Source organism: Streptomyces sp. NPDC085460, assembly GCF_044541975.1.
Taxonomy (GTDB): Bacteria; Actinomycetota; Actinomycetes; order Streptomycetales; family Streptomycetaceae; genus Streptomyces.
Map to the genome: position 1 here is coordinate 192,445 of NZ_JBITTO010000004.1, position 21,404 is coordinate 213,848.

The 21,404-nt window shown below is 72.9% G+C and carries 16 protein-coding genes and 1 pseudogene; 4 read left to right on the top strand and 13 right to left on the bottom strand.

What is annotated here, in order from left to right; translation table 11 throughout:
* Positions 1-8 precede the first annotated feature (8 nt).
* The 7 genes from ACIGHB_RS11945 to ACIGHB_RS11975 all read right to left on the bottom strand — a co-directional run bounded on the left by ACIGHB_RS11945 (position 9) and on the right by ACIGHB_RS11975 (position 7,241).
* Positions 9-701, bottom strand: a complete 693-nt coding sequence (locus ACIGHB_RS11945) for a response regulator (protein WP_399911967.1) — start codon at positions 699-701, stop codon at positions 9-11.
* A 124-nt stretch (positions 702-825) separates the two neighbouring features.
* Positions 826-1,470, bottom strand: coding sequence for a potassium-transporting ATPase subunit C (locus ACIGHB_RS11950; protein WP_399911970.1), 645 nt, complete (start codon positions 1,468-1,470; stop codon positions 826-828).
* A gap of 6 nt (positions 1,471-1,476) precedes the next feature.
* Positions 1,477-3,612, bottom strand: a complete 2,136-nt coding sequence (gene kdpB, locus ACIGHB_RS11955; protein ID WP_399911973.1) for a potassium-transporting ATPase subunit KdpB — start codon at positions 3,610-3,612, stop codon at positions 1,477-1,479.
* The gene (gene kdpA / locus ACIGHB_RS11960; protein WP_399911976.1) at positions 3,609-5,273 is read right to left on the bottom strand and encodes a potassium-transporting ATPase subunit KdpA; all 1,665 of its coding nucleotides are present in this window, start codon (positions 5,271-5,273) and stop codon (positions 3,609-3,611) included. The genes kdpB and kdpA overlap by 4 nt, the downstream gene beginning before the upstream one ends.
* A gap of 8 nt (positions 5,274-5,281) precedes the next feature.
* Positions 5,282-5,371, bottom strand: coding sequence for a K(+)-transporting ATPase subunit F (gene kdpF, locus ACIGHB_RS11965; RefSeq protein ID WP_033204243.1), 90 nt, complete (start codon positions 5,369-5,371; stop codon positions 5,282-5,284).
* A gap of 464 nt (positions 5,372-5,835) precedes the next feature.
* On the bottom strand, positions 5,836-6,570 hold the full coding sequence (locus tag ACIGHB_RS11970) for a dienelactone hydrolase family protein (protein WP_399911981.1): 735 nt from the start codon (positions 6,568-6,570) through the stop codon (positions 5,836-5,838).
* A gap of 224 nt (positions 6,571-6,794) precedes the next feature.
* Positions 6,795-7,241, bottom strand: coding sequence for a DUF1772 domain-containing protein (locus ACIGHB_RS11975; RefSeq protein WP_360316600.1), 447 nt, complete (start codon positions 7,239-7,241; stop codon positions 6,795-6,797).
* Positions 7,242-7,392: 151 nt separating this feature from the next.
* Between ACIGHB_RS11975 and ACIGHB_RS11980 the strand changes: the two genes are divergently transcribed.
* Positions 7,393-7,971: a TetR/AcrR family transcriptional regulator gene (locus ACIGHB_RS11980; protein ID WP_360316598.1), complete on the top strand. Its 579-nt coding sequence runs from the start codon at positions 7,393-7,395 to the stop codon at positions 7,969-7,971.
* Between the two features lie 57 nt (positions 7,972-8,028).
* Here the strand turns inward: ACIGHB_RS11980 and ACIGHB_RS11985 are convergent, their stop codons facing one another.
* From ACIGHB_RS11985 to ACIGHB_RS12000, 4 genes are all read right to left on the bottom strand, one after another.
* Positions 8,029-9,963, bottom strand: coding sequence for an ABC transporter permease (locus tag ACIGHB_RS11985; RefSeq protein ID WP_399911985.1), 1,935 nt, complete (start codon positions 9,961-9,963; stop codon positions 8,029-8,031).
* Positions 9,964-10,077: 114 nt separating this feature from the next.
* The gene (gene modA, locus ACIGHB_RS11990; RefSeq protein ID WP_399911987.1) at positions 10,078-10,893 is read right to left on the bottom strand and encodes a molybdate ABC transporter substrate-binding protein; all 816 of its coding nucleotides are present in this window, start codon (positions 10,891-10,893) and stop codon (positions 10,078-10,080) included.
* 38 nt (positions 10,894-10,931) lie between these two features.
* Positions 10,932-11,321: a helix-turn-helix transcriptional regulator gene (locus tag ACIGHB_RS11995; RefSeq protein WP_360316591.1), complete on the bottom strand. Its 390-nt coding sequence runs from the start codon at positions 11,319-11,321 to the stop codon at positions 10,932-10,934.
* Positions 11,322-11,484: 163 nt separating this feature from the next.
* Positions 11,485-15,729 carry a molybdopterin-dependent oxidoreductase gene (locus ACIGHB_RS12000; RefSeq protein ID WP_399911992.1) on the bottom strand — a complete coding sequence of 1,415 codons (4,245 nt, stop codon included), beginning with the start codon at positions 15,727-15,729 and terminating at the stop codon, positions 11,485-11,487.
* Between the two features lie 343 nt (positions 15,730-16,072).
* Here ACIGHB_RS12000 and ACIGHB_RS12005 point away from each other — a divergent pair, with 343 nt between their 5' ends.
* Positions 16,073-17,632, top strand: coding sequence for an FAD-dependent oxidoreductase (locus ACIGHB_RS12005; RefSeq protein ID WP_399911995.1), 1,560 nt, complete (start codon positions 16,073-16,075; stop codon positions 17,630-17,632).
* 69 nt (positions 17,633-17,701) lie between these two features.
* On the opposite strand, the pseudogene ACIGHB_RS12010 reads toward ACIGHB_RS12005, so the two are convergent.
* Both ACIGHB_RS12010 and ACIGHB_RS12015 read right to left on the bottom strand, forming a co-directional pair.
* Positions 17,702-17,892, bottom strand: a pseudogene (locus ACIGHB_RS12010) (ornithine decarboxylase); the annotation flags it as partial.
* 56 nt (positions 17,893-17,948) lie between these two features.
* Entirely contained in the window at positions 17,949-18,944 is a 996-nt protein-coding gene (locus ACIGHB_RS12015) for an SDR family oxidoreductase (protein ID WP_399911998.1), read from the bottom strand.
* Positions 18,945-19,245: 301 nt separating this feature from the next.
* Between ACIGHB_RS12015 and ACIGHB_RS12020 the strand changes: the two genes are divergently transcribed.
* Both ACIGHB_RS12020 and ACIGHB_RS12025 read left to right on the top strand, forming a co-directional pair.
* Positions 19,246-19,698, top strand: coding sequence for an SRPBCC family protein (locus ACIGHB_RS12020; protein ID WP_399912001.1), 453 nt, complete (start codon positions 19,246-19,248; stop codon positions 19,696-19,698).
* Positions 19,691-21,280 (top strand): phytoene desaturase family protein, encoded by a 1,590-nt coding sequence (locus ACIGHB_RS12025; protein ID WP_399912004.1) that lies wholly within the window; start codon positions 19,691-19,693, stop codon positions 21,278-21,280. Before ACIGHB_RS12020 ends, ACIGHB_RS12025 begins: the two co-directional genes overlap by 8 nt.
* Positions 21,281-21,404 lie beyond the last annotated feature (124 nt).

A 21,404-nucleotide genomic window follows, 5' to 3' on the forward strand; every position in this document is an offset into this window, starting at 1 on the left:
GGCGTCTCCTACGGTTCGAAGCGGTAGCCCATGCCGGGTTCGGTGATCAGATAGCGGGGATGCGACGGGTCCGTCTCCAGCTTGCGCCGCAACTGGGCCATGTAGACCCGCAGATAGTTCGTCTTCGTGCCGTGGCTCGGCCCCCACACCTCCTGGAGCAGCCTGCGCTGGCTGATGAGCCGGCCCGGGTTGCGGATCAGGATCTCCAGGAGGTGCCACTCGGTCGGTGTGAGCCGCACGTCCCGGTCCGCGCGCCGCACCCGCTTCGCCACCAGGTCGACGCTGAAGTCGGCGGTGGCGATCCGGCCGACGCCGGTGTCGGGCGTGGTCGGGGACGCCTCGGCCGTACGCCGGGTGGCGGCCCGCAGGCGGGCCAGGAGTTCGTCCATGCTGAACGGTTTCGTCATGTAGTCGTCGGCGCCGGCGTCGAGGGCGCGGATCTTGTCCTCGGAGCCGCTGCGCGCGGAGAGGACGAGGACGGGGGAACGGCTCCAGCGCCGCAGGGCCTGGATGACCTCGACGCCGTCCATGTCCGGCAGTCCCAGATCGACGATCAGCACGTCCGGCGGTTCGGCGGCGGCGAGCGTGAGGGCGGTGGCGCCGTCCGGCGCCGAGTCCACCACGTATCGGCGCGCCCGCAGGTTGATGACCAGGGCTCGCGCGAGCTTCGAGTCGTCCTCGACCACCAGCACCCGCGTCATCGGCGTGCTGCCTTCCTGTCGTGCGTGCGGTTCGCGTGGTTCGTGCGGCGCGTCGCGCCGCGGGAGCCGGCGGACGCCGGGCTGACCCGGGTCCGCCGGCTCCCATGCCGTGGTGTCACGGACATCAGCCCTTGGTCAATTCCTTGAGCGCGACGTTGAGTTCGAGGACGTTGACGCGGGGTTCCCCGATGAAGCCGAGGATGCGGCCGTCGGTGTGGTCGGCGACGAGCTTGTCGACCTGGGCGACGGTCAGCTTGTTCTTCTCGGCGACGCGGTGGACCTGGAGCTTCGCGTACTCCGGGGAGATGTGCGGGTCGAGGCCCGAGCCGGAGGAGGTGACCGCGTCGACGGGGACGTCAGAGGGATCGACCTCGTGGCCGGCGACCGAGTTGTCCTTGACGACGGCGGCCTTGGCGTCGGTGACCCACTGGATCAGGTCCTCGTTGTCGCCGGAACGGTTCGTCGCGCCGGAGAGGATCAGCTTGTACTGGGTGTTGACGGAGTTGGTGCCCAGGCCGTTGGACGGGCGGGGCTGGAACCACCGCAGGTCGGGGGCGTCCCCGTCGAGGTAGGTCTGGCCGATGAGCGCGGAGCCGACGACCTTGCCGTCCACCTCGATCTCGGAGCCGTTGGCCTTGCCGGGGAAGGCGGCCTGGGCGATGCCGGTGACGGCGAGGGGGTACAGGACGCCGGTGAGGACGGTGAGGACGAGGAGGGCGCGCAGGCCCGCCCACAGGACGCGGCCGGTGTTCGCTGCTGAGTTGTTCATCGTGGGTCAGCCGATTCCGGGGATGAGGGAGAGGAGCATGTCGATGAGCTTGATGCCGATGAACGGGGCGATCAGGCCGCCGAGTCCGTAGAGGCCGAGGTTGCGCCGGAGCATGGAGTCGGCGCTGGAGGGCCGGTAACGGACGCCCTTGAGGGCGAGCGGGACGAGCGCGACGATGATCAGGGCGTTGAAGACGACGGCGGAGAGGATCGCGGACTCCGGCGAGGCCAGGCCCATGATGTTGAGCTTGTCCAGCGACGGGTAGGCGACCGCGAACATGGCGGGGATGATCGCGAAGTACTTGGCGACGTCGTTGGCGATCGAGAAGGTCGTCAACGCGCCCCGGGTGATGAGGAGCTGCTTGCCGATCTCGACGATCTCGATGAGCTTGGTCGGGTTGGAGTCGAGGTCGACCATGTTGCCGGCCTCCTTCGCGGCCGACGTGCCCGTGTTCATCGCCACGCCCACGTCCGCCTGGGCGAGGGCCGGGGCGTCGTTGGTGCCGTCGCCGGTCATCGCGACCAGCTTGCCGCCGGCCTGCTCGCGCTTGATGAGGGCCATCTTGTCCTCGGGCGTGGCCTCGGCGAGGAAGTCGTCGACCCCCGCCTCCTCGGCGATCGCCTTCGCGGTCAGCGGGTTGTCACCCGTGATCATGATGGTCTTGATGCCCATCCGGCGCAGTTCGTCGAACCGCTCCCGCATGCCCTCCTTGACGACGTCCTTGAGGTGGATCACCCCGAGGACGCGCGCGCCCTTGTCGTCCTTGACCGCGACGAGCAGCGGCGTGCCGCCGGCCTCGGAGATGCGGTCGGCGAGGGCGTCGGCGTCGTCCGCGACCTGACCGCCCTGCTCACGGACCCAGGTGACGACCGACCCGGCCGCGCCCTTGCGGGTGGACCTGCCGTCGACGTCGACCCCGGACATGCGGGTCTGGGCGGTGAACTCGATCCAGGTGGCGTGCGCGAGCTCGCCCTGGTGGCGCTCCCGCAGGCCGTACTTCTCCTTGGCGAGGACCACGATCGAGCGGCCCTCGGGGGTCTCGTCGGCGAGCGAGGAGAGCTGGGCGGCGTCCGCAAGCTCCGCCGCCGTCGTCCCGGAGACCGGGACGAACTCCGACGCCTGCCGGTTGCCGAGAGTGATCGTTCCCGTCTTGTCCAGGAGCAGCGTCGACACGTCCCCGGCGGCCTCGACCGCCCGGCCCGACATGGCCAGGACGTTGCGCTGGACCAGGCGGTCCATGCCGGCGATGCCGATGGCGGAGAGCAGCGCGCCGATCGTCGTCGGGATCAGGCACACGAGGAGTGCCGTGAGGACGATGAGGGAGGTCTGCTCGTCGGCGCCCGCGTAGATCGCGAACGGCTTGAGCGTGACGACCGCGAGGAGGAAGACGATGGTGAGGGAGGCGAGGAGGATGTTGAGGGCGATCTCGTTCGGCGTCTTCTGCCGGGCGGCGCCCTCGACGAGGTTGATCATGCGGTCGATGAAGGTCTCGCCGGGCTTCGTCGTGATCTTGACGACGATCCGGTCGGAGAGGACCTTGGTGCCGCCGGTGACCGCGCAGCGGTCGCCGCCGGACTCGCGGATGACAGGGGCCGACTCGCCGGTGATCGCGGACTCGTCGACGCTCGCCACCCCCTCGACGACGTCGCCGTCGCCGGGGATGATGTCGCCGGCCTCGCAGACCACCAGGTCGCCGATGCGCAGTTCGGTGCCGGCCACCTGCTCCTCGCCCGTCTTCGTCAGACGGCGGGCGACGGTGTCGGTCTTGGCCTTGCGCAGGGTGTCGGCCTGAGCCTTGCCCCGGCCCTCCGCGACCGCCTCGGCGAGGTTGGCGAAGATCGTGGTCAGCCACAGCCAGGCCGTGATCGCCCAGCCGAACCAGTCCCCCGGGTTCCTCACCGCGAGGACGGTGGTGACGACCGAGCCGACCAGGACCACGAACATGACCGGGGACTTGACCATCACGCGCGGGTCGAGCTTTCTGATCGCGTCCGGGAAGGACTTGACCAGCTGTTTCGGGTCGAACAGGCCCCCGCCGACCCGCCCCGGGGCCTGGTGGCCCCCGGACAGATCGCCGTGGGGCGCCGTGGCCGCCGTCGTGGTGGACATCGTGTCCTCGTGCTTCTCTACGTCGATGGTCATGCCGCGAGCCCTTCCGCGAGCGGGCCGAGGGCCAGGGCCGGGAAGTAGGTGAGACCGGTGATGATCATGATCGTGCCGACCAGGAGACCCGTGAACAGCGGCTTCTCCGTCCGCAGGGTGCCCGCGGTCTCCGGGACCGGCCGCTGCTCCGCGAGCGAACCCGCGAGCGCCAGGACGAACACCATCGGCAGGAACCGGCCCAACAGCATCGCGATGCCGATCGTGCTGTTGAACCACTGGGTGTCCGCGTTCAGGCCGGCGAAGGCCGAGCCGTTGTTGTTCGCGCCCGAGGTGAACGCGTACAGGATCTCGGAGAAGCCGTGCGCGCCGGAGTTCGTCATCGAGTTCGCCGGCGTGTCCAGGACGAACGACGCCGCCGTGAAGCCGAGGACGAGGGCCGGGGTGACGAGGATGTAGCACGCGGCGAACTTGATCTCGCGGGTGCCGATCTTCTTCCCCAGGTACTCCGGGGTGCGGCCGACCATGAGGCCGGCGATGAACACGGCGATGATCGCCATGATCAGCATGCCGTAGAGACCGGAGCCGACGCCGCCGGGCGCGATCTCGCCGAGCTGCATGCCCAGCAGGTTGATGCCACCGCCGAAGCCGGTGTTGGAGGAGTGGAAGGAGTTCACCGCGCCGGTCGAGGTCAGCGTGGTGGCGACCGAGAAGATCGCGGAGCCGGCGATGCCGAACCGGGTCTCCTTGCCCTCCATCGCGCCGCCGGCCAGCTCGAACGCCGGGCCCTTGCCCGCGAACTCGGTCCACATCATCAGCGCGGTGAAGCCGACCCAGATGACGGCCATGGTGCCGAGGATCGCGTAGCCCTGCTTCAGCGAGCCGACCATCCGGCCGAAGGTGCGGGTCAGCGCGAACGGGATGACGAGGATCAGGTAGACCTCGAAGAGGTTGGAGAGCCCGTTGGGGTTCTCGAAGGGGTGGGCCGAGTTGGCGTTGAAGTAGCCGCCGCCGTTCGTGCCCAGCTCCTTGATGACCTCCTGCGAGGCCACCGCGCCGCCGTTCCACTGCTGCGCACCGCCGGTGAACTGGCCGACCTCGTGGATCCCGGAGAAGTTCTGGATCGCGCCGCAGGCGACGAGCACGAGCGCGCCGATCACCGCCATCGGCAGCAGGATCCGGACGACACCGCGGACCAGGTCGGCCCAGAAGTTGCCCAGCTCACCCGAGCGCGACCGGGCGAAACCGCGGACGAGGGCGACCGCGACCGCCATGCCCACCGCGGCGGACACGAAGTTCTGCACGGCGAGGCCGCCGGTCTGCACGACGTGGCCCATGGCCTGCTCGCCGTAGTACGACTGCCAGTTCGTGTTCGCCACGAACGAGGCGGCCGTGTTGAACGCCTGGTCCGGGTCGATCGACACGAACCCGAGCGAGCCGGGAAGCGACCCCTGCACCCGCTGGAGCAGGTAGAGGAAGAGCACGCTCACCACGGAGAAGGCGAGCACCCCGCGCAGGTACGCCGGCCAGCGCATCTGCGTGTCGGGATTCGCGCCGACCGCCTTGTAGAGCCACTTCTCCGGCTTGTAGTGCTTCTCCGAGGAGTACACGCGCGCCATGTGGTCGCCCAGCGGCCGGTACGACAGGCCCAGAGCGACGATCAACGCCAGAAGCTGGAGCACTCCAGCAAGAACAGGACTCATCTCGGAACTCAGAACCTCTCCGGCTTGACGAGGGCAAGAACGAGATAACCCAGCAGGGCGGCCGCCACGAGCAGACCGACGATGTTCTCGGCACTCACAGCTTCGCCACCCCCTTGGCGATGAACGCCACCAGCGCGAAGACCGCGATCGTGGTGACGACGAAGGCCAGATCGGCCATCGTGGACTCCCGGATTCAGGAAGAAGGAAGAACGGATTCTCGGACGAGATGAGCAAACCTGGTTTCAGCCAGGTCGCGGCTGCCGTTAACGGCCCCCATACGCCCTGCGGCGCGCTCTTGACGCGTCCTCTACGGGGACGGAACTTGCCGCGCGGCCAGCAGGCAGCCCGTACCCGTCGGCCGCGGCCAGGACCAGGACGATCGCCTCGGGGCCGCACGCCACCGACGCCATGGCGTCGAGCGAGAGCGCGGCGAGCCCGGTGACGGCCGTCAGCTGTACCGCGCCCCGAGATCCGAGCGGATGCCCTCGCACGGCACCCGGACCGGACCCGAGCCCCGGGCCGATGCTCGGGTCGGGCGTCGGGCCGGGTCTCGGGGCTCGGCTCAGGTGGTGGAGAGGGTGCTCTCGAGCAGGGGGAGCAGGCGGGACCAGTGCTGCTTCAGGCCGGTGGGGCTGAAGGTGTCGGTGTCGGCCATGGTGAAGCCGTGGACGGTGCCGGGGTAGATCTCGGAGGTGTACGAGACGCCCGCCGCGTCCAGGGTGCGGTTGAGCTCGCCGAGTTCCTCCGGCGTCAGGTCGCTCTCGGCGTGGCCGAGGTGGACCCGGGCGGTGAGGCCGGCGAAGAGGCCGGGCCCGTCGGCGGCGACCGGGCCGTGGAAGGCGGCGACCGCGGCGACTCGACCGGGGTGCTCGGCGGCGGCACGCACCGCCAGGAGGCCGCCGACGCAGTACCCCGTCACCGCGACCGGGCCGGCCTCGACCTCGGGCCGGGTGGTGAGGAACCGGAGGTACGCCTCGGCGTCGCTCCGCGCGTGTGCGGCGGTGTGCGCCTCGATCAGCGGCATCAGCCGGGCGAAGACCTCGGCCCTGGCCTCTTCCCCGATGTACGCGGGGAGTTCCACCACCGGTGCCGGGCCGTGCCGGTAGAAGAGGTGGGGCACGAGCACGTAGTAGCCGTGCCCGGCCAGTTCGAGGGCCAGGTCCCGCAGGACCGGGCGGATGCCGAAGCCGTCCGCGTACATCAGCACCCCCGGGTGCCGGGCACCGTCGTCGGGGAGGGCGGCGAACGCGTCGGCGTGACCGTCCGCGGTGGGGATCCGTAACGTCGTAATGGGCATGTGCGTCTCCTGTCGTGGTCGATGGGTGGAGCTGTGATCGACACGACGGAGGCGGGGCCCGCGCGGCGGCGCGGGGTGCTCGGTCGGAGAGCGGGCCCGTACCGGCCCGTCCGGCGCTCAGTGGAGCACCGGGTCACCGATCCGTGTGTGGCGCGAGGCCGTCCCGGTGGTCATGGTCGGCGAGCCTAGCCCACCGGCCCGGGCGGGACCAGCGTGTGGCCGGTTCAGGCCAGGGCGGTGACCAGCAGGGTGAAGGCGGCGACGATGACGGCGACGCGGACGTAGTGGTAGCGGTCCCAGCGGTTCATCTGCTCCTTCCAGTCGGCGGGCCGGTTCTCGGGGGTCCACGTCTTGCCCCGGTTGTTGATCGGGACCAGCAGCAGGATCGACATGATCACGCTGACGATCAACAGCGCTCCGGCGGTGACGACCAGTCCGACACCTTCCTGGCTCCGGCCGGCGGCCGCCCAGACCGCGACGAGGACGAGCGAGCCGATGTACCAGACGGGCATGACGGCGCCGAGCATCCGGCCGCCGTGGCTGCGGGCCTGCTGACCGCTGTCGTCGGGGAGGGCGGCGAGGATCGGGTTGATGACGAAGGCGACGGAGAACTCCACCCCGACCATCAGGCCGACGATCACGGTGGTGGCGATCTGCAGTGCGTCGAGCATGGCGTACCCCTCCTGGAATGCGGCACCCGCGAGGGAGCTCCGGCGTCCGCGATCGACGTCGACGCCCCCCATCGCGATCTAGCGGCGCTAGGTGATGGTTCAACGCTAGAGCTTCCGCCGCTCGGTTGTCTAGCGGTGCTAGAATCTCGGTATGTCGGTACAGGAACGCAAGGAACGCGAACGGGCCGTCCGCGAGCGCCTCATCGTCGCGACGGCCCGCGAAATCGCCGAGCGGCAGGGCTGGGAGGCGGTCACCACCCGCCGGCTCGCCGAGCGCATCGAGTACAGCCAGCCCGTCCTCTACAGCCACTTCCGGGGCAAGCGCGAGATCATCGGCGCCGTCGCCCTGGAGGGCGCCGCCGAGCTGGCCGCAGCCCTGCGGGCGGCCACCTCCGCGGCGGACGGCCCGCGCGCCCGGGTCGGCGCCCTGACCCGCGCCTACCTCGACTTCGCCGAGCGCAACCCGGCGGTCTACGACGCCATGTTCCAGCTCGACGGCGGCCTGCCGTTCGCGCACGAGGACACCCCGCAACCCCTGAAGGACGGCTTCGCCGCCCTCCTGGAGACGCTGACCGAGGTCGCCGGGGAAGACGTCCCCCCGGGCCTGTTCACCGAGCTGTTCTGGGCGTCCCTCCACGGCCTGGCGACCCTGACCCGCGCGGGACGCCTGCCCGCCGCGGACGCCGAGGCCAGGGCGGAGCTCCTGGTGGACCGGCTCGCGGTGTCCTGAACCCGGCTCGCGGTGTCCTCCACCCGACTCGCGGTGTCCTGAACGCGGCTCGGCGGGTCAGAGCGGGACGACCGTCGTCTCGGTGGCCTTGACGCTGGTCCAGACGGACACGCCGTCGGCGAGACCGAGTTCGGCGGCGGCCTGAGGGGTGATCTCGGCGACGAGGTCGGGTGCCTCGGCGGAGGTGACCAGGACGCGGAGGCGGCTGCCGCTGGTGGTGATCTCGCGTACGGTGCCGGGCCAGACGTTGCGCGGGCTCCCCGCCGGCTTCTCCCGGTGCAGGGACACCGCCTCGGGGGCGACGATCGCGAGGGCCGGCGTGCCGGGCGACGGGGGTTCCGCCGCGACGAGGGTGCCGCCGCCGGCCAGCGAGAGCCCCTCCGGCGTGGCCGTTCCCGGCCAGGCGTTGCGGCCCAGCATCCGGGCCACCCAGGGCGAGCGCGGGTGCCGGGTGACCTCGGCGGGCGTGGCGTCCTGGAGCGCGCCGCCGTCCTGGAGGACCAGGACGCGGTCGGCGAGCGAGACCGCCTCCACCGGGTCGTGGGTGACGATGAGGCAGACCCCGCCGAAGCCGGTGAGGTGCGCGCGCAGGGTGTGGCGCACATGCGCCCGGGTGGTCTGGTCGAGCGCGGCGAGCGGTTCGTCGAGGACCAGCAGCCGGGGGCGTGCGGCCAGCGCGCGGGCGAGGGCCACGCGCTGGGCCTGGCCACCGGAGAGCTGCGCCGGCTTCCGGTGCCCGAGGTGGCCGACGCCGAGGCGGTCGAGCCACGCCTGCGCCTCGCGGCGGGCCTCGGCCCGGGAAACGCCCTGGGCGCGGAGCCCGTACGCGGTGTTGGCGAGGGCCGTCAGGTGCGGGAAGAGGGCGCCGTCCTGCGGCACCCAGGCGACCCGGCGCCGGTGCGGCGGCAGGGCGGTGACGTCCTCGCCGCCGAGGCGGAGCTCGGCGTGGGCGCGGGGGGTGAGGCCGAGCAGGGCGCGCAGCAGGGTCGTCTTCCCGGCGCCGTTGGGGCCGACGACGGCGATGGTGGTGCCGGGGTCCGCGTCGAGCGTGAGCGTGGTGAATCCGGTGACGTCGGCGTGCAGCGCCCAGCGCCCGGTGGACGGCGCGGGCAGCGCGGGACCGGGGGCGGGTGGGGCGGGGACGGCGTCCGGGTCCGGAGCGGGCTCGTCGCGGCGGGGGCGGTCGGCGGGCATCCCGGTCCACCGGCCGCGCAGGGCGATGAGCACGCCCATGGCGATCGCGAGGAGCAGCAGCGACACCGACGTGGCGGCCTCGGGCTCCTCCTGGAGGAGCAGGTAGACCTGGAGCGGCAGCGTCTGGGTCGTACCGGGGAGGTTGCCGGCGAAGGTGATCGTCGCGCCGAACTCGCCCAGCGCCCGCGCCCAGGTGAGCGCCGCGCCGGCGAGCACGCCGGGCGCCACCATCGGCAGGGTGACGGTGAAGAAGACCCGGACCGGGGAGGCGCCGAGGGACGCCGCCGTCTCCTCGTACCGGGGGCGCAGTCCGCCGAGCGCGCCCTCCAGACTGATGACGAGGAAGGGCATGGCGACGAAGGTCGCCGCGAGGACGGCGCCGGAGGTGTGGAACGGCAGGGTGATGCCGAAGGTGGACTCCAGCCACGGGCCGAGGAGTCCGCGGCGGCCGAAGGCGAGGAGCAGGGCGACGCCGCCGACGGTCGGCGGCAGCACCATGGGCAGCAGCACCAGCGAGCGGACGAACGCCTTGCCGGGGAACGGCACCCGGGCGAGCAGCCAGGCCAGCGGCACACCGAGCAGCAGGGAGAGGCCGAGCGCCCAGAAGGAGACGACGAGCGACAGCTTCAGCGCCTGCACGGTGCCGGGCGAGCGGAGGTGGCCGGCGAGCTCGGTCCACTCGGTGCGGACGAGGATGCCGATCAGCGGGAGGGCCAGGAAGGCCACCGCCGCGAGCGCGGGCAGAGCCAGGGCGAGGGGCGGGCGCGCACCGGAGGTTCGTACGCCTGCTCGTTTCATCGAAGGTCCCGGAGAGGTGAGGGCGAAGATCCCGGAGAGGTGAGGACGTGGAGCGGAGGGGCTGTCCGTTCCCCCGATGCGGACAGCCCCTCACGGTCGGGTGATCCCGGACGGTTACGGCTTCTGGAAGCCGGCGTCCTGGAGGATCTTCTGGCCGTCGGGCGAGGACAGCCACGCGACGAACGCGGCGGCGGCCTCCGCGTTCTTCGAGTCCTTCAGCGTGGCGGCCGGGTACTGCGCGATGGCGTTCCGGTCGTCGGGGATCTCGACGGCGTCGACCTTGTCGGCGGCGCTCGCCGCGTCGGTCCTGTAGACGAGGCCGGCGTCGGCCTCGCCGAGCTCGACCTTGCTGAGCACGGCGCGCACGTTGGGCTCCTGGGAGACCGGCTTCACCGTGATGCCCTGCTTGTCGAGGATCTGCTTGCTGTACTTGCCCGCCGGGACCTCGGGCGCGGCGAGGACGACCTTCAGCTTGGTGTCGGCCAGGTCCTTGAGGTCGTCGACCTTGAACGGGTTGCCCTCGCCGGTGGCGATGACGAGCCGGTTCTTCGCGATGATCGCCGGGGTGCCGGTGTCGGCCTTCACCTTGTCCATGCTCTTGGTGTCGGCCGTGACCAGGACGTCGGCGGGCGAGCCCTGCGAGACCTGGGCGACGAGCTCCTGCGAGCCGGCGAAGGAGAAGGTGATCCTCGTGCCGGGGTGCGCCTTCTCGTAGGCGGCGCCCGCCGTCTTGAAGACGTCGGTGAGCGAGGCCGCCGCGAGCACGGTCAGGTCCGCCCGGGGCGCCGCGCCGGCGGAACCGGAAGCGGTGGCGTTCCCGCCGTCCGCCCGGGTGTCGTCGGTGGAACAGGCCGCGAGCGGGACGAGCAGGGCCGCCGTGAGCACGGCGGCGGCCGTACGGCGTCTCGTGAGGGTGCGGGTGAGGGACATGAGGGTCGGAACTCCTCGCAGAGGAACGGAAGAGGGTGTCAGGTGCGGTCGATGTGCACGCTGGTCGACTTCACGCGGGCGGTGGCCTGCATGCCGACTTCCAGTCCCAGCTCTTCCACGGCCTCGCGGGTGAGGAGGGAGACCAGACGGTGCGGGCCGGCCTGGATGGTGACCTGGGCCGCGACGTCGCCGAGCTTGATCGCCGTGACGATCCCCGGGAACGCGTTGCGCGCCGAGGTGTACGAGGCGTCCTCGTCGTCCGCCTGCCCGAGCTCCACGGAGAACGCCGCGAGCGACTTGCCGTCGATGACGCGCCGGCCGCTCTCGTCGCGGTGGGTGGCGACCCGCCCCGCGTCCGCCCAGCGCCGCGCCGTGTCGGGGCTGACGCCCAGGAGACGCGCGGCCTGCCCGATGGTGTAGGACTGCATATGCGACACCGTAGGCCGCGATCGCTCTCATCTGCAACAAGATCGTGGGACCCTCCATCGCGGATGAGAGAGGGGTCGTAGGAAGCCACCAAGGGCGCGGGGTCCCTGGCGCGGGGCCCCGCCGGCGGTCGGCGGTCGGCGGTCGGCGGTCGGCGGTCGGCGGTCAGTAGACGTCGCGTACGTAGCGCTTGTCCGCGGCCAGCTGCCGGACGTACGCGGCCGCCTCCTCTTCGCCCATCCGGCCGTGGCGGGCGACGATCTCCCGGAGGGTCCGGTCGACGTCCTTCGCCATGCGGGCGGCGTCACCGCAGACGGCGAGGTGGGCGCCGTCCTGGAGCCAGGACCAGAGGGCGGCCCCGTGCTCGCGCATGCGGTCCTGCACGTAGACCTTGGCGCGCTGGTCGCGGGAGAAGGCGGTGTCGAGCCGGTCGAGCCGGCCGCTCGCCAGCAGGCCCGCGAGCTCCTCGCGGTAGTAGAAGTCGGTGGCCTCGCGCTGCTCGCCGAAGAAGAGCCAGTTGCGTCCGGTGTGCCCCCGGGCCTGCCGGTCCTCCAGGAAGCCGACGAACGGGGCGACGCCCGTCCCCGGCCCGACCATGATCAGGGGCGCGGCGGGGTCGGCCGGCGGGCGGAAGTGCGCCGAGCGCTGGACGAAGACCTGGACCGGGCCGTCGTCGGCGTGGTCGGCCAGGTAGGCCGAGCACACTCCCGTGCGGTCCCGTCCCCGGTCGTTGGAGTAGCGGACCACGGAGACGGTGAGCCGGACCTCCCCCGGGTGGGCGAGGGGGCTGGAGGAGATCGAGTACAGGCGCGGCTGGAGGCGTTTGAGGACGCCCGTCCACTCGGCGGCGGAGGCGCGTGCCGGGTAGGCGCCGATCAGGTCGGCGGCCTGGAGGCCCCAGCTCCACTTCGCGAGCTCGTCCTTGTTCCCGGGGCGCAGCAGCCGCTTCAGCTCCTGGCTGCCGGCCCGCTCGGCGACGAAGCGGAGCAGGTCCGGCGTGATGCGGGTGATGTCGAGGCGGGTCCGCAGCGCCTCGGCGAGCGGCAGCGGGCCGCCGTCGCCGGCGGCGACGGGCTCGGCGGGGTCGAGCCCGGTGAGGGCCAGCCATTCGGCGACGAGTTCGGTGCTGTTGGCGGGCCACACCCCCAGGGCGTCGCCGGCCTCGTAGGCGAGTGCGCCGCCGCGGGTGTCGAAGGCGAACTGCCGCACCTCCTTCTGCGAGCCGGGCAGGCTCAGGAGACGGTTGCCGACGAGGAGCGTCGGGAACGGCGACGCCTTGGTGTACGACGGCGTGGGCGCGGCGGCCGGCGTGGGAGCGGGCGCGGCCGGTGCGGGCCCCGCCGGAGTCGGAGCCGCAGCCGGAGCGGGCACGCGGGTGGGGGCGGCGAGCAGCGGCAGGAGGGTGTCCAGCCAGGCGGCGGAGGTCTCCTCGTGGTCGGGTTCGCAGTCGGTACGGGGGTGCAGGCGGCCCGCGCCGAGGGCGGCGAGCCGTTCGTCCACGCGGCGGCCGTACCCGCAGAAGTCGTCGTAACTGGAGTCGCCGAAGGCGAGGACGGAGTACCGCACGCCTTCCATGCGGGCCGCGTCGGGTGAGCTGAGGGCCTGCCAGAACGCGCTGCCGTTGTCCGGCGCGTCGCCGTCCCCGAAGGTGCTGGTCACCACGAGGAGGTCGGTGTCGGCGCCGATGTCCGCGGGGGCGATGTCCGCCATGGGGAGGAGGGCCGCTTCCCGGCCGACCTCGGCGCAGCGGGCGGCGACGGTCGCGGCGAACTCCTCGGCGGTGCCCGTCTGGGAGGCCCAGAGGACGAGCAGCCGCCGGGTCGGGGGCGCGGGCTCGCCGGGGCCGTCCTGACGTGCGGGTTCCGGTGAGGGGGCCGGGAGTTGCGCGGGGGTCTCCGCGCGGGAGTACAGGCCGGCCAGGACGCCGTTCACCCAGAGGCTGTGGTCGGGGGCGAGGGGCGCGGAGGCGGGCAGGACGGGTGTCCGGCCGTCGGCGGGCGCGCTCGACAGTCCGGTGAGGTAGCCGGCGAGGTAGCCGCGCTCGGGCTCGGTGAGGGCCGGGGGCGTGAGGTCCGCGACGCCGAGCAGCGCGGCGAGGACGCGTACCGGTTCCCGCGTGGTGACGGTGGTGGTGTCCGGGGCGGGCGTGGCGGCCTCCGTGGCGGCCCCGGTCCTTGTCGGCTCGGCCGGGTCGCCGGCGGAGCGGGCGGGCGGGACGGGCGCGGTCGTCCTCGTGAGGGCGACCGCGCACGCCTTGAACTCGGGCTGGAAGGAGAGCGGGTCGACGGCGTCGCTGGTCACGGCGTTGATGCTCAGGTACTCGCCGAAGAGGTCGTTCCAGTGGAAGGGGGCGAAGCAGTCTCCGCGCCGTACGCGGTCGGTGACGGCGACGGGCAGGACGGCCCGCCCGCGCCGGGAGGCGATCTCCAGGTGGTCGCCCTCGGCGACGCCGAGCGACAGGGCGTCCTCCGGGTGGACCTCGACGAAGGGGCCGGGGTTCAGCTTCGTCAGCTTGGCGACCTTCCCGGTCTTGGTCAGGGTGTGCCACTGATGCTGGAGGCGTCCGGTGTTGAGGACGAACGGGTAGTCGTCGTCGGGCAGTTCGGCGGCGGGCAGGTGCGGGCGGGCGAAGAAGCGGGCCCGGCCGCTCGGGGTGGGGAAGGCGAGGCGGGGCCGACTGCCGTCCGGGCGCTCCAGGAGGGTCTGGCTGACGCCGTCGTTGAGGTAGCGGACCGGGTTGCGGTCGGGGCCGTCGGCCGTGGGGGCCGGCCACTGCACGGGGGTCTCGCGCAGCCGCTCGTACGAGACTCCGCGCAGGTCCCAGCCGGTCTGGGGGTTCCACGCCCGCTTCAGCTCCTCGAAGACCTCCTCGGCGGAGTCGTACGCGAACGCCTCGGCGAAGCCCATCGCGCGGGCGACGCGGGCGATGAGCTCCCAGTCGGGGAGGGCCTGGCCGGGCGGGTCGACGACGCCCCGGACCAGGGTGAGGTTCCGTTCCGAGTTGACCATGACGCCGTCGGACTCCGCCCACAGCGTCGCGGGCAGCACGACGTCGGCGTAGCCGTTGGTCTCGGTCTCGGCGAACACGTCCTGGGTGACGACGAGTTCGGCGGCCTCCAGGGCGGCGATGACGGTCTTGCGGTTGGCGACGGAGGCGACCGGGTTGGTGCAGATGATCCAGCACGCCTTGATGTCGCCGGCCGCCATCCGCTCGAACATCTCGACGGTGCCGCGTCCGACGTCGGTGCGCAGCGAGCCCTCGGGGATGCCCCACAGCTCCTCGGTGAAGGAGCGGTCGGCGTCGACGAGCACCGACCGCTGCCCGGGCAGGCCGGGCCCCATGTAGCCCATCTCGCGGCCGCCCATGGCGTTGGGCTGGCCGGTGAGCGAGAACGGCCCGGCGCCCGGCCGGCAGATCGCACCGGTCGCGAGGTGCAGGTTGACCAGCGCGTTGGTGTTCCACGTGCCGTGCGTGGACTGGTTGAGCCCCATCGTCCAGCAGCTCATCCACGCGCCGGCCTCGCCGATCCACCGGGCGGCCCGCCGGATGTCCTCCTCGGGTATGCCGGTGATCCCGGCGACGCGGGCGGGCGGGTAGTCGGCGAGGAAGGCGGCGGTCTCCTCCCAGCCCTCGGTGTGCGCGGCGACGAACTCCTCGTCCACGTGCCCGTTCTCGGCGAGCAGGTGCAGCAGGCCGTTGAGGAGGGCGAGGTCGGTGCCGGGCCTGATCGGGAGGAAGAGATCGGCCTTGTCGGCGGTGGCGTTGCGCCGCGGGTCGACGACGATCAGCTTCGCCCCGGCCGACTTGACGCGGTCCATCATCCGCAGGAACAGGATGGGATGGCAGTCGGCCATGTTGGAGCCGATCACGAGGAAGACGTCGGCGTGGTCGAAGTCCCGGTAGGAGCCGGGTGGCCCGTCCGCGCCCAGCGACAGCTTGTAGCCGGTGCCGGCGGAGGCCATGCAGAGCCGGGAGTTGGACTCGATCTGGTGGGTCCGCACGAACCCCTTGGCCAGCTTGTTCGCCAGGTACTGCGCCTCCAGGGACATCTGCCCGGAGACGTAGAAGGACAGCGCGTCCGGCCCGTGCTCGTCCAGGATCGCCCGCAGCCGCCGCGCCACGTCCGCGACCGCGGCGTCGACGTCCGTCGCGACCGGCTCCCCGCCCCGCTCGGCGCGCACCAGGGCCGTCGCGGCCCGTCCGGGCGCGGCCATCATGTCGGCGCTGGTGGCCCCCTTCGTACAGAGCCGTCCGGAGTTCGCGGGATGGGCCTTGTCCCCGGTCGCCCTGGTGATCCTGGCGCGCCCGGTCGTCGCGTCCCGCGCGTTGTCGAGGACGATGCCGCAGCCGACCCCGCAGTACGAGCACGCCGTACGGACGGATCCGTCCCCCGTTTCCGCCGACGTCACCGGAACCCCTTCCCTCGTCCGCCCGTGGGTGATCCCCACGCCGACGACGGTAGGCAGCCGGGATTACTGGATGATCACATGCTCGGCACGTCAAGGGTTACACCACCCGCACGAGGGGCCGGGACGGGGGGTGAGGGCTGAGGGTGCCACAGCGGGCGCTCGGGCTCGGGGCCGGGGTGGCTCGGGCTCGGGCCGGGGTGGCTCGGCCTCGGGCCACGGGTGGCTCGGGCTCGGGCCCGGGTGGCGAGCGCTGGTGCGCGGCAGCAGGCGCTCGGGCTCGGGCCCGGGTGGCGAGGATGTCACCTCGGCGCGTCAGGACGGCCCGGCCGGGCAGGCGCCGGGCATGAAGCGAATCTCTGACAAGCGAATCTCTGACAGCGGACAGTCCTACTGGAGGGAGACGGCCTCCCTGCCGTCCTTCCCGTCGCTCACGGAGGCGGCCGGGGCGGACGCGGTGGTCATCGGCGCGGGCATCGCCGGGCTCGCCACGGCGTGGGAGCTCACCCGCGCCGGGCTCGACGTCGTCGTGCTGGAGGCGGGCCGGCTCGCCGGAGGGGTCACGGGTCACACGACGGGAAAGCTCACCGCTCTCCACACCAGCGTGTACCACACGCTGCGGACCGAGCACGGGGACGACGCCGCCCGTCAGTACGCGAGCTCGCAGAGCACCGCGCTTCGACGCGTCATCGAGGTGGCCGACGAACTCGGCATCAGCTGCGACCTGGAACGACGCCCGGCGCTCACCTACTCACGGCGGGCCGAGGACATCGCCGCCCTGCGCGCCGAGGCCGAGGCGGCGCGGGCCGCGGGCCTCGCCGCCTCGTTCGTCACGGAGACCGGCCTGCCCTTCCCCGTGGCCGGCGCCGTCAGGGTCGAGGACCAGGCCCAGTTCCATCCGCTCGCGTACCTGAGCGGTCTCGTCGACGCCATCGTCGCGCGCGGCGGCCGGATCCACGAGGGAACCCGTGTCGTGGACCTCGACCGCGGGGACCCGTGCCGGCTCACCACCGACACCGGCGCCGTCGTCTCGGCCCGGCACGTGGTGGTGGCCACCCACCACCCGGTCTTCGACCACGCGCTGCTCGCCACGAGGCTGACCCAGCACCGCGACCTGGTGATCGCGGGCCCCGTGCCCGCCCCGCAGGACCCGGAGGGCATGTACATCACGGAGGAGGAGGGCAAGCGCTCCGTCCGCACGGCACCGCTCCCGGACGGCCGACGGCTCCTGATCGTCACCGGTGAGGCGTTCAGGCCCGGCACCGGGGAGGACACCGAGGCCGGCTACGCCCGCCTCCGGGAGTGGACCGAGCGGTACTTCCCCGACGTCACGATCACCCACCGCTGGGCGGCGCAGGACAACAGCGCCACGGACACGCTTCCGTTCATCGGCCGCATGCCCACCGCCGGCGAGAACGTCTACGTCGCCACCGGCTTCGCCGGCTGGGGGATGACGGGTGGGGTCATGGCGGCGTCCGTCATCGCCACCCTCGTGCGGGGCGAACGAGAGCCGTGGACCGACCTCTACGCCCCGAGCCGTCTCGGTTCGGCCCTGCGTTCCGCGCCGACGCTCCTCAAGGACCAGTGGGAGACGGGCAAGCACTTCGTCAAGGACCGTCTGGAGACCTTCGGCGACGGCACCGGAGGGCCCGTCCGGGACCTGCGGCCGGGTGAGGGCACCGTGGTCCGCGGGAAGGGCGGACCCTGCGCCGTACACCGCGACGACCGGGGCGGGCTCCACGCCGTGTCCGCCGTCTGCACCCACCTCGGGTGCCTCGTCGCGTTCAACAACGCGGAACGCACATGGGAGTGCCCCTGCCACGGCTCACGCTTCGGCGTCGACGGCGCCGTCCTTCAGGGGCCGGCGCTCACTCCCCTGGAGCCCCGGGACGCCGAGGAGTGGTGAGCGGGCGGGCCACCCGGCCGGCTCACGGGGCCGCGCAGGCCGGGGTCGCGCCCCCAGCGCTCTGCGGGGTCACTCGTCGTGCACCACCCGGAGACTCGTGACCTCGGTGTCGACGGCGTCCGGCACGGCCATGCCCGCCCGCACCCCGGTCCGCAGGTAGCGCAGGACGTCGCCGTTCAGGCGCCCCCCCCCGGCCCCACCACCGGGATGCCCGGCGGGTAGGGGGTCAGCATCTCGGCGGCGATCCGGCCGTCCGCCTTCGGGTGCCTTCGACTGGTCCATGGCGCGCGCCTTCACCGGCGGCCGGTGCGGAGTCTCACGGCCGGCGCTCCACGCCGGAAGGTCCGGCGCCTTCCGCGGGAGGCATGCCGCGCGCGACTTCGTCGGCGGGGCCCGTCTCCCCACCCGTCCGGGGATCCGGCCCGGGCCCGCTGTCGCGCAGCTCGTCGGCGCGGCCCCCCGCGCCGAGCAGACCGGTCGCCTCGATGCGCCCGTCCCGCTCCAGGCGCGGCAGCCAGGCGCGGGCGTGACGTGTGACCACGGGCGGGACACAGGCACGCACGGGTGGGACGGCACGCAGCCGCGCCGGCACGTAGACGGAGGTCCGGCGCCGCTCCACGGCGACGGCGAGCCGCTCCGCGACCTGCCCCGCGGAGGACACCGCGCGCGCCGGCGGCGGCATGTGGGCGCGCAGTTCACGCAGCACGCCGGGGCGGTCCGCGTCGCGGAACAGATCGGTGTCGATCCAGTTGAGGTAGCCGATCCCGACGGCGACACCGCGGGGCGAGAGTTCCGCGCGCAGGGACTGGGCGAAGGACTCGACGCCCGCCTTGGACGCGCAGTAGCCGCTCATGAGCGGGGTCGCTCCCAGCGACGCCAGGGAGGCCACTTGGAGGTAGTAGCCGCGGGTGCGGAGGAGGTCGGGCAGGAAGGACCGTGCCGTGACCGCGCTGCCGACGAGGTTGACCTCGACGACACGGCGCCACACGTACGGATCGGTGTCGGCGAACAAACCTTCCTGGGCGACACCGGCGTTGGCCACCACCACGGACACCGGCCCGAACCGGGAGCGGACCTCCCGGGCCGCGTCGGCCATGGCCGCGTCGTCGGTCACGTCGACCTCCCAGGCGGCGGCCTCGGCACCCGAAGCGGCCGCCACGTCCCGCAGGCGGCCTCCTTCCAGGCCCAGGAGGGCCAAGCGCGCTCCCCGCGCGCCCAAGGACCGGGCCACCGCCGCTCCGAGACCTCGCGCCGCCCCCGTCACCACGACGGTGCGGCCGTGCAGGGGACTGCCGTGGGTCCGCGTCCTCATCCGGCACCTCCCTCCCGCTCCGTACCGGCCCCGCCGCCGCGACGTCGTACGGCCCCGGGAGCGGGTCCTCCCTTCCAGGATGCTCCTGACCGGCGGTCACCCGCCGTCGCGCGCTCGTGACTCAGGGGGCGGGTCCCGGCCCTCCGCCGGGGGTGCGGCCCGTCGTCGCGGGGGACGGCTCGTCCGGTTCCGCCCGCTTGAGGCGTATCCGTCGGGGTAGGGGCGCCACGACCGTGACACCGTTCCGGCCTCGCCGGGGCGTACCGGGGCAGCGCCCCCGGCGTTCGCTAGGAGGATCGTCGTGGCCGTCCGTCATCAGCTCGTCCGACGTCCCCCACGGGCCGTGTGGGCCGTCCTCGCCGATCCGACCAGCTACGGAGAGTGGGTGGCCGGCCCGTCCGAGTCCGTCCCGCTCGACGACACGTGGCCGGCGGTGGATTCCCGGTTGCGCTACAGGATCCGGCTGGGGCCCTGGGCCGTCGAGGGCGTGACGACGGTCCGCCACCAGGAGACCGGCCGGGAACTCGAACTGGAGGCCGCGTTCCCGTCCCTCGGCACGGCGAGGATCTTCCTCCAGCTCAGGCCCTGGGGCGAGGAGACGCTCGTCGTCTGCGACGAGCATCCGCTGCGCGGCCTCGGGGGCACCCTGCACAACTCCGTGAGCGAGGCGGCCCTCCAGCTCAGACACCGCGGCATGCTGGCCCGTCTGGCCGCGGTGGTGGAGCGGCGGCCCGACGAGGTGTCCCGTGCCTGACGCGGTGGTCATCGGCGCCGGACCCAACGGGCTCGTCGCCGCGAACCTGCTGGTCGACGCGGGGTGGAGCGTGGAGGTCCTCGAAGCCCAGAACGAGCCGGGCGGGGCCGCGAGAAGCGACCGCGGGGTGCACGCGGATTACGTCTCGGACCTCTTCAGCGCCTTCTACCCGCTCGCCGCCGCCTCCCCCGTCCTGGCCGGGCTCGACCTCGCCGCCGAGGGGCTGCGCTGGAGCCATGCCCCTCGCGTGCTGGCGCACCCGCTGCCCGACGGGCGGTGTGCCGTGCTCGAACGCCGCGTGGAGGACACCTGCGCCGCGCTGGAGCGGTTCGCCGCCGCCGACGGGCACGCCTGGGAGGCGCTGTACCGGACGTGGAGACGCGTGGAAGCGGATCTGCTGCGAGCCCTCTTCACGCCCTTCCCGCCGGTTCGCGCGGGACTGCGGCTGGCCGCGAGGCTCGGGGGCCCGGAGGGGCTGCGGCTGGCCCGGAGCCTGTCCCTGCCTGTGCGGCGCCTGGGCGAGGAGGAGTTCGAGGGGGAAGGCGGCCGGCTCCTGCTCGCCGGCAACGCGCTCCACGCCGACCTGGCTCCCGAAGCGGCGGGCAGCGGCGGCTTCGGCTGGCTGATGTCGATGCTGGGCCAGAGCCACGGGTTCCCCGTTCCCGTCGGGGGAGCCGAAGCGCTGACGGCGGCGCTCGTGAGCCGTCTCCGGAGCCGGGGCGGAGTCCTGCGGTGCGGGCAGCGCGTCACGTCCGTGGTCATCCGCGGCGGCACGGCCGTGGGCGTGGAGACGGCGGGCGGGGAGAGGGTCGACGCGCGTCGGGCCGTACTGGCCGACACCTCCGCGCCCGCCCTCTACCGGGAGCTCGTCGGCGAGGAGCACCTTCCGTCCCGCCTCCTGCGCGACCTGGACCGCTTCCAGTGGGACTTCGCGACCTTCAAGGTCGACTGGGCGCTGACGGGTCCCGTGCCCTGGGCGGCGCCCGGCGCTGTCGGAGCCGGTACCGTCCACCTCTCCGACGGGGTGGACGGCCTGACCCGCTTCGCCGCGCAGCTCGCCAGGGAGCTCGTCCCCGACGAGCCGTTCGTCCTCTTCGGTCAGATGACCACCGCGGATCCCAGCCGGTCGCCCGCCGGAACGGAATCGGCGTGGGCCTACACCCATCTCCCCCAGCACGTCACCGCGGACGCGGGCCCCGACGGCATCACCGGCCGGTGGGACCCCCGCGAACGAGAGGTCATGGCCGATCGTGTCGAGAACCAGGTCGAACGGTTCGCTCCCGGCTTCCGCTCCCTGATCGCCGCACGCCGTGTCCTCGCTCCTCCGACCCTCCAGGCCATGGACGAGAACCTCCATGGCGGAGCCGTCAACAACGGCACCACGGCGCTCCACCAGCAGACGGTGTTCCGGCCCACCCCCGGCACCGGCCGGCCCGAGACGCCGGTCAAACACCTCTATCTCGCCTCCGCCGCCGCCCATCCCGGTGGCGGGGTCCACGGCGCGCCGGGCGCCAACGCGGCCCGGGCCGCCCTGTGCCCCCGCGCCCTGCGCGCGGCCCTCCACCGCGCCCAGCGGATGTGACGGCCCGGTGGGCCGGGCGCTCCGGTTGCCGCGTTCACCCGGGTGGGTGAGCTTGGAGAGAGGGTCCGACGGGACCGACCCTTCACCGATCGTCTTGTCCTCAGGAGGAGATATGACGCACCCC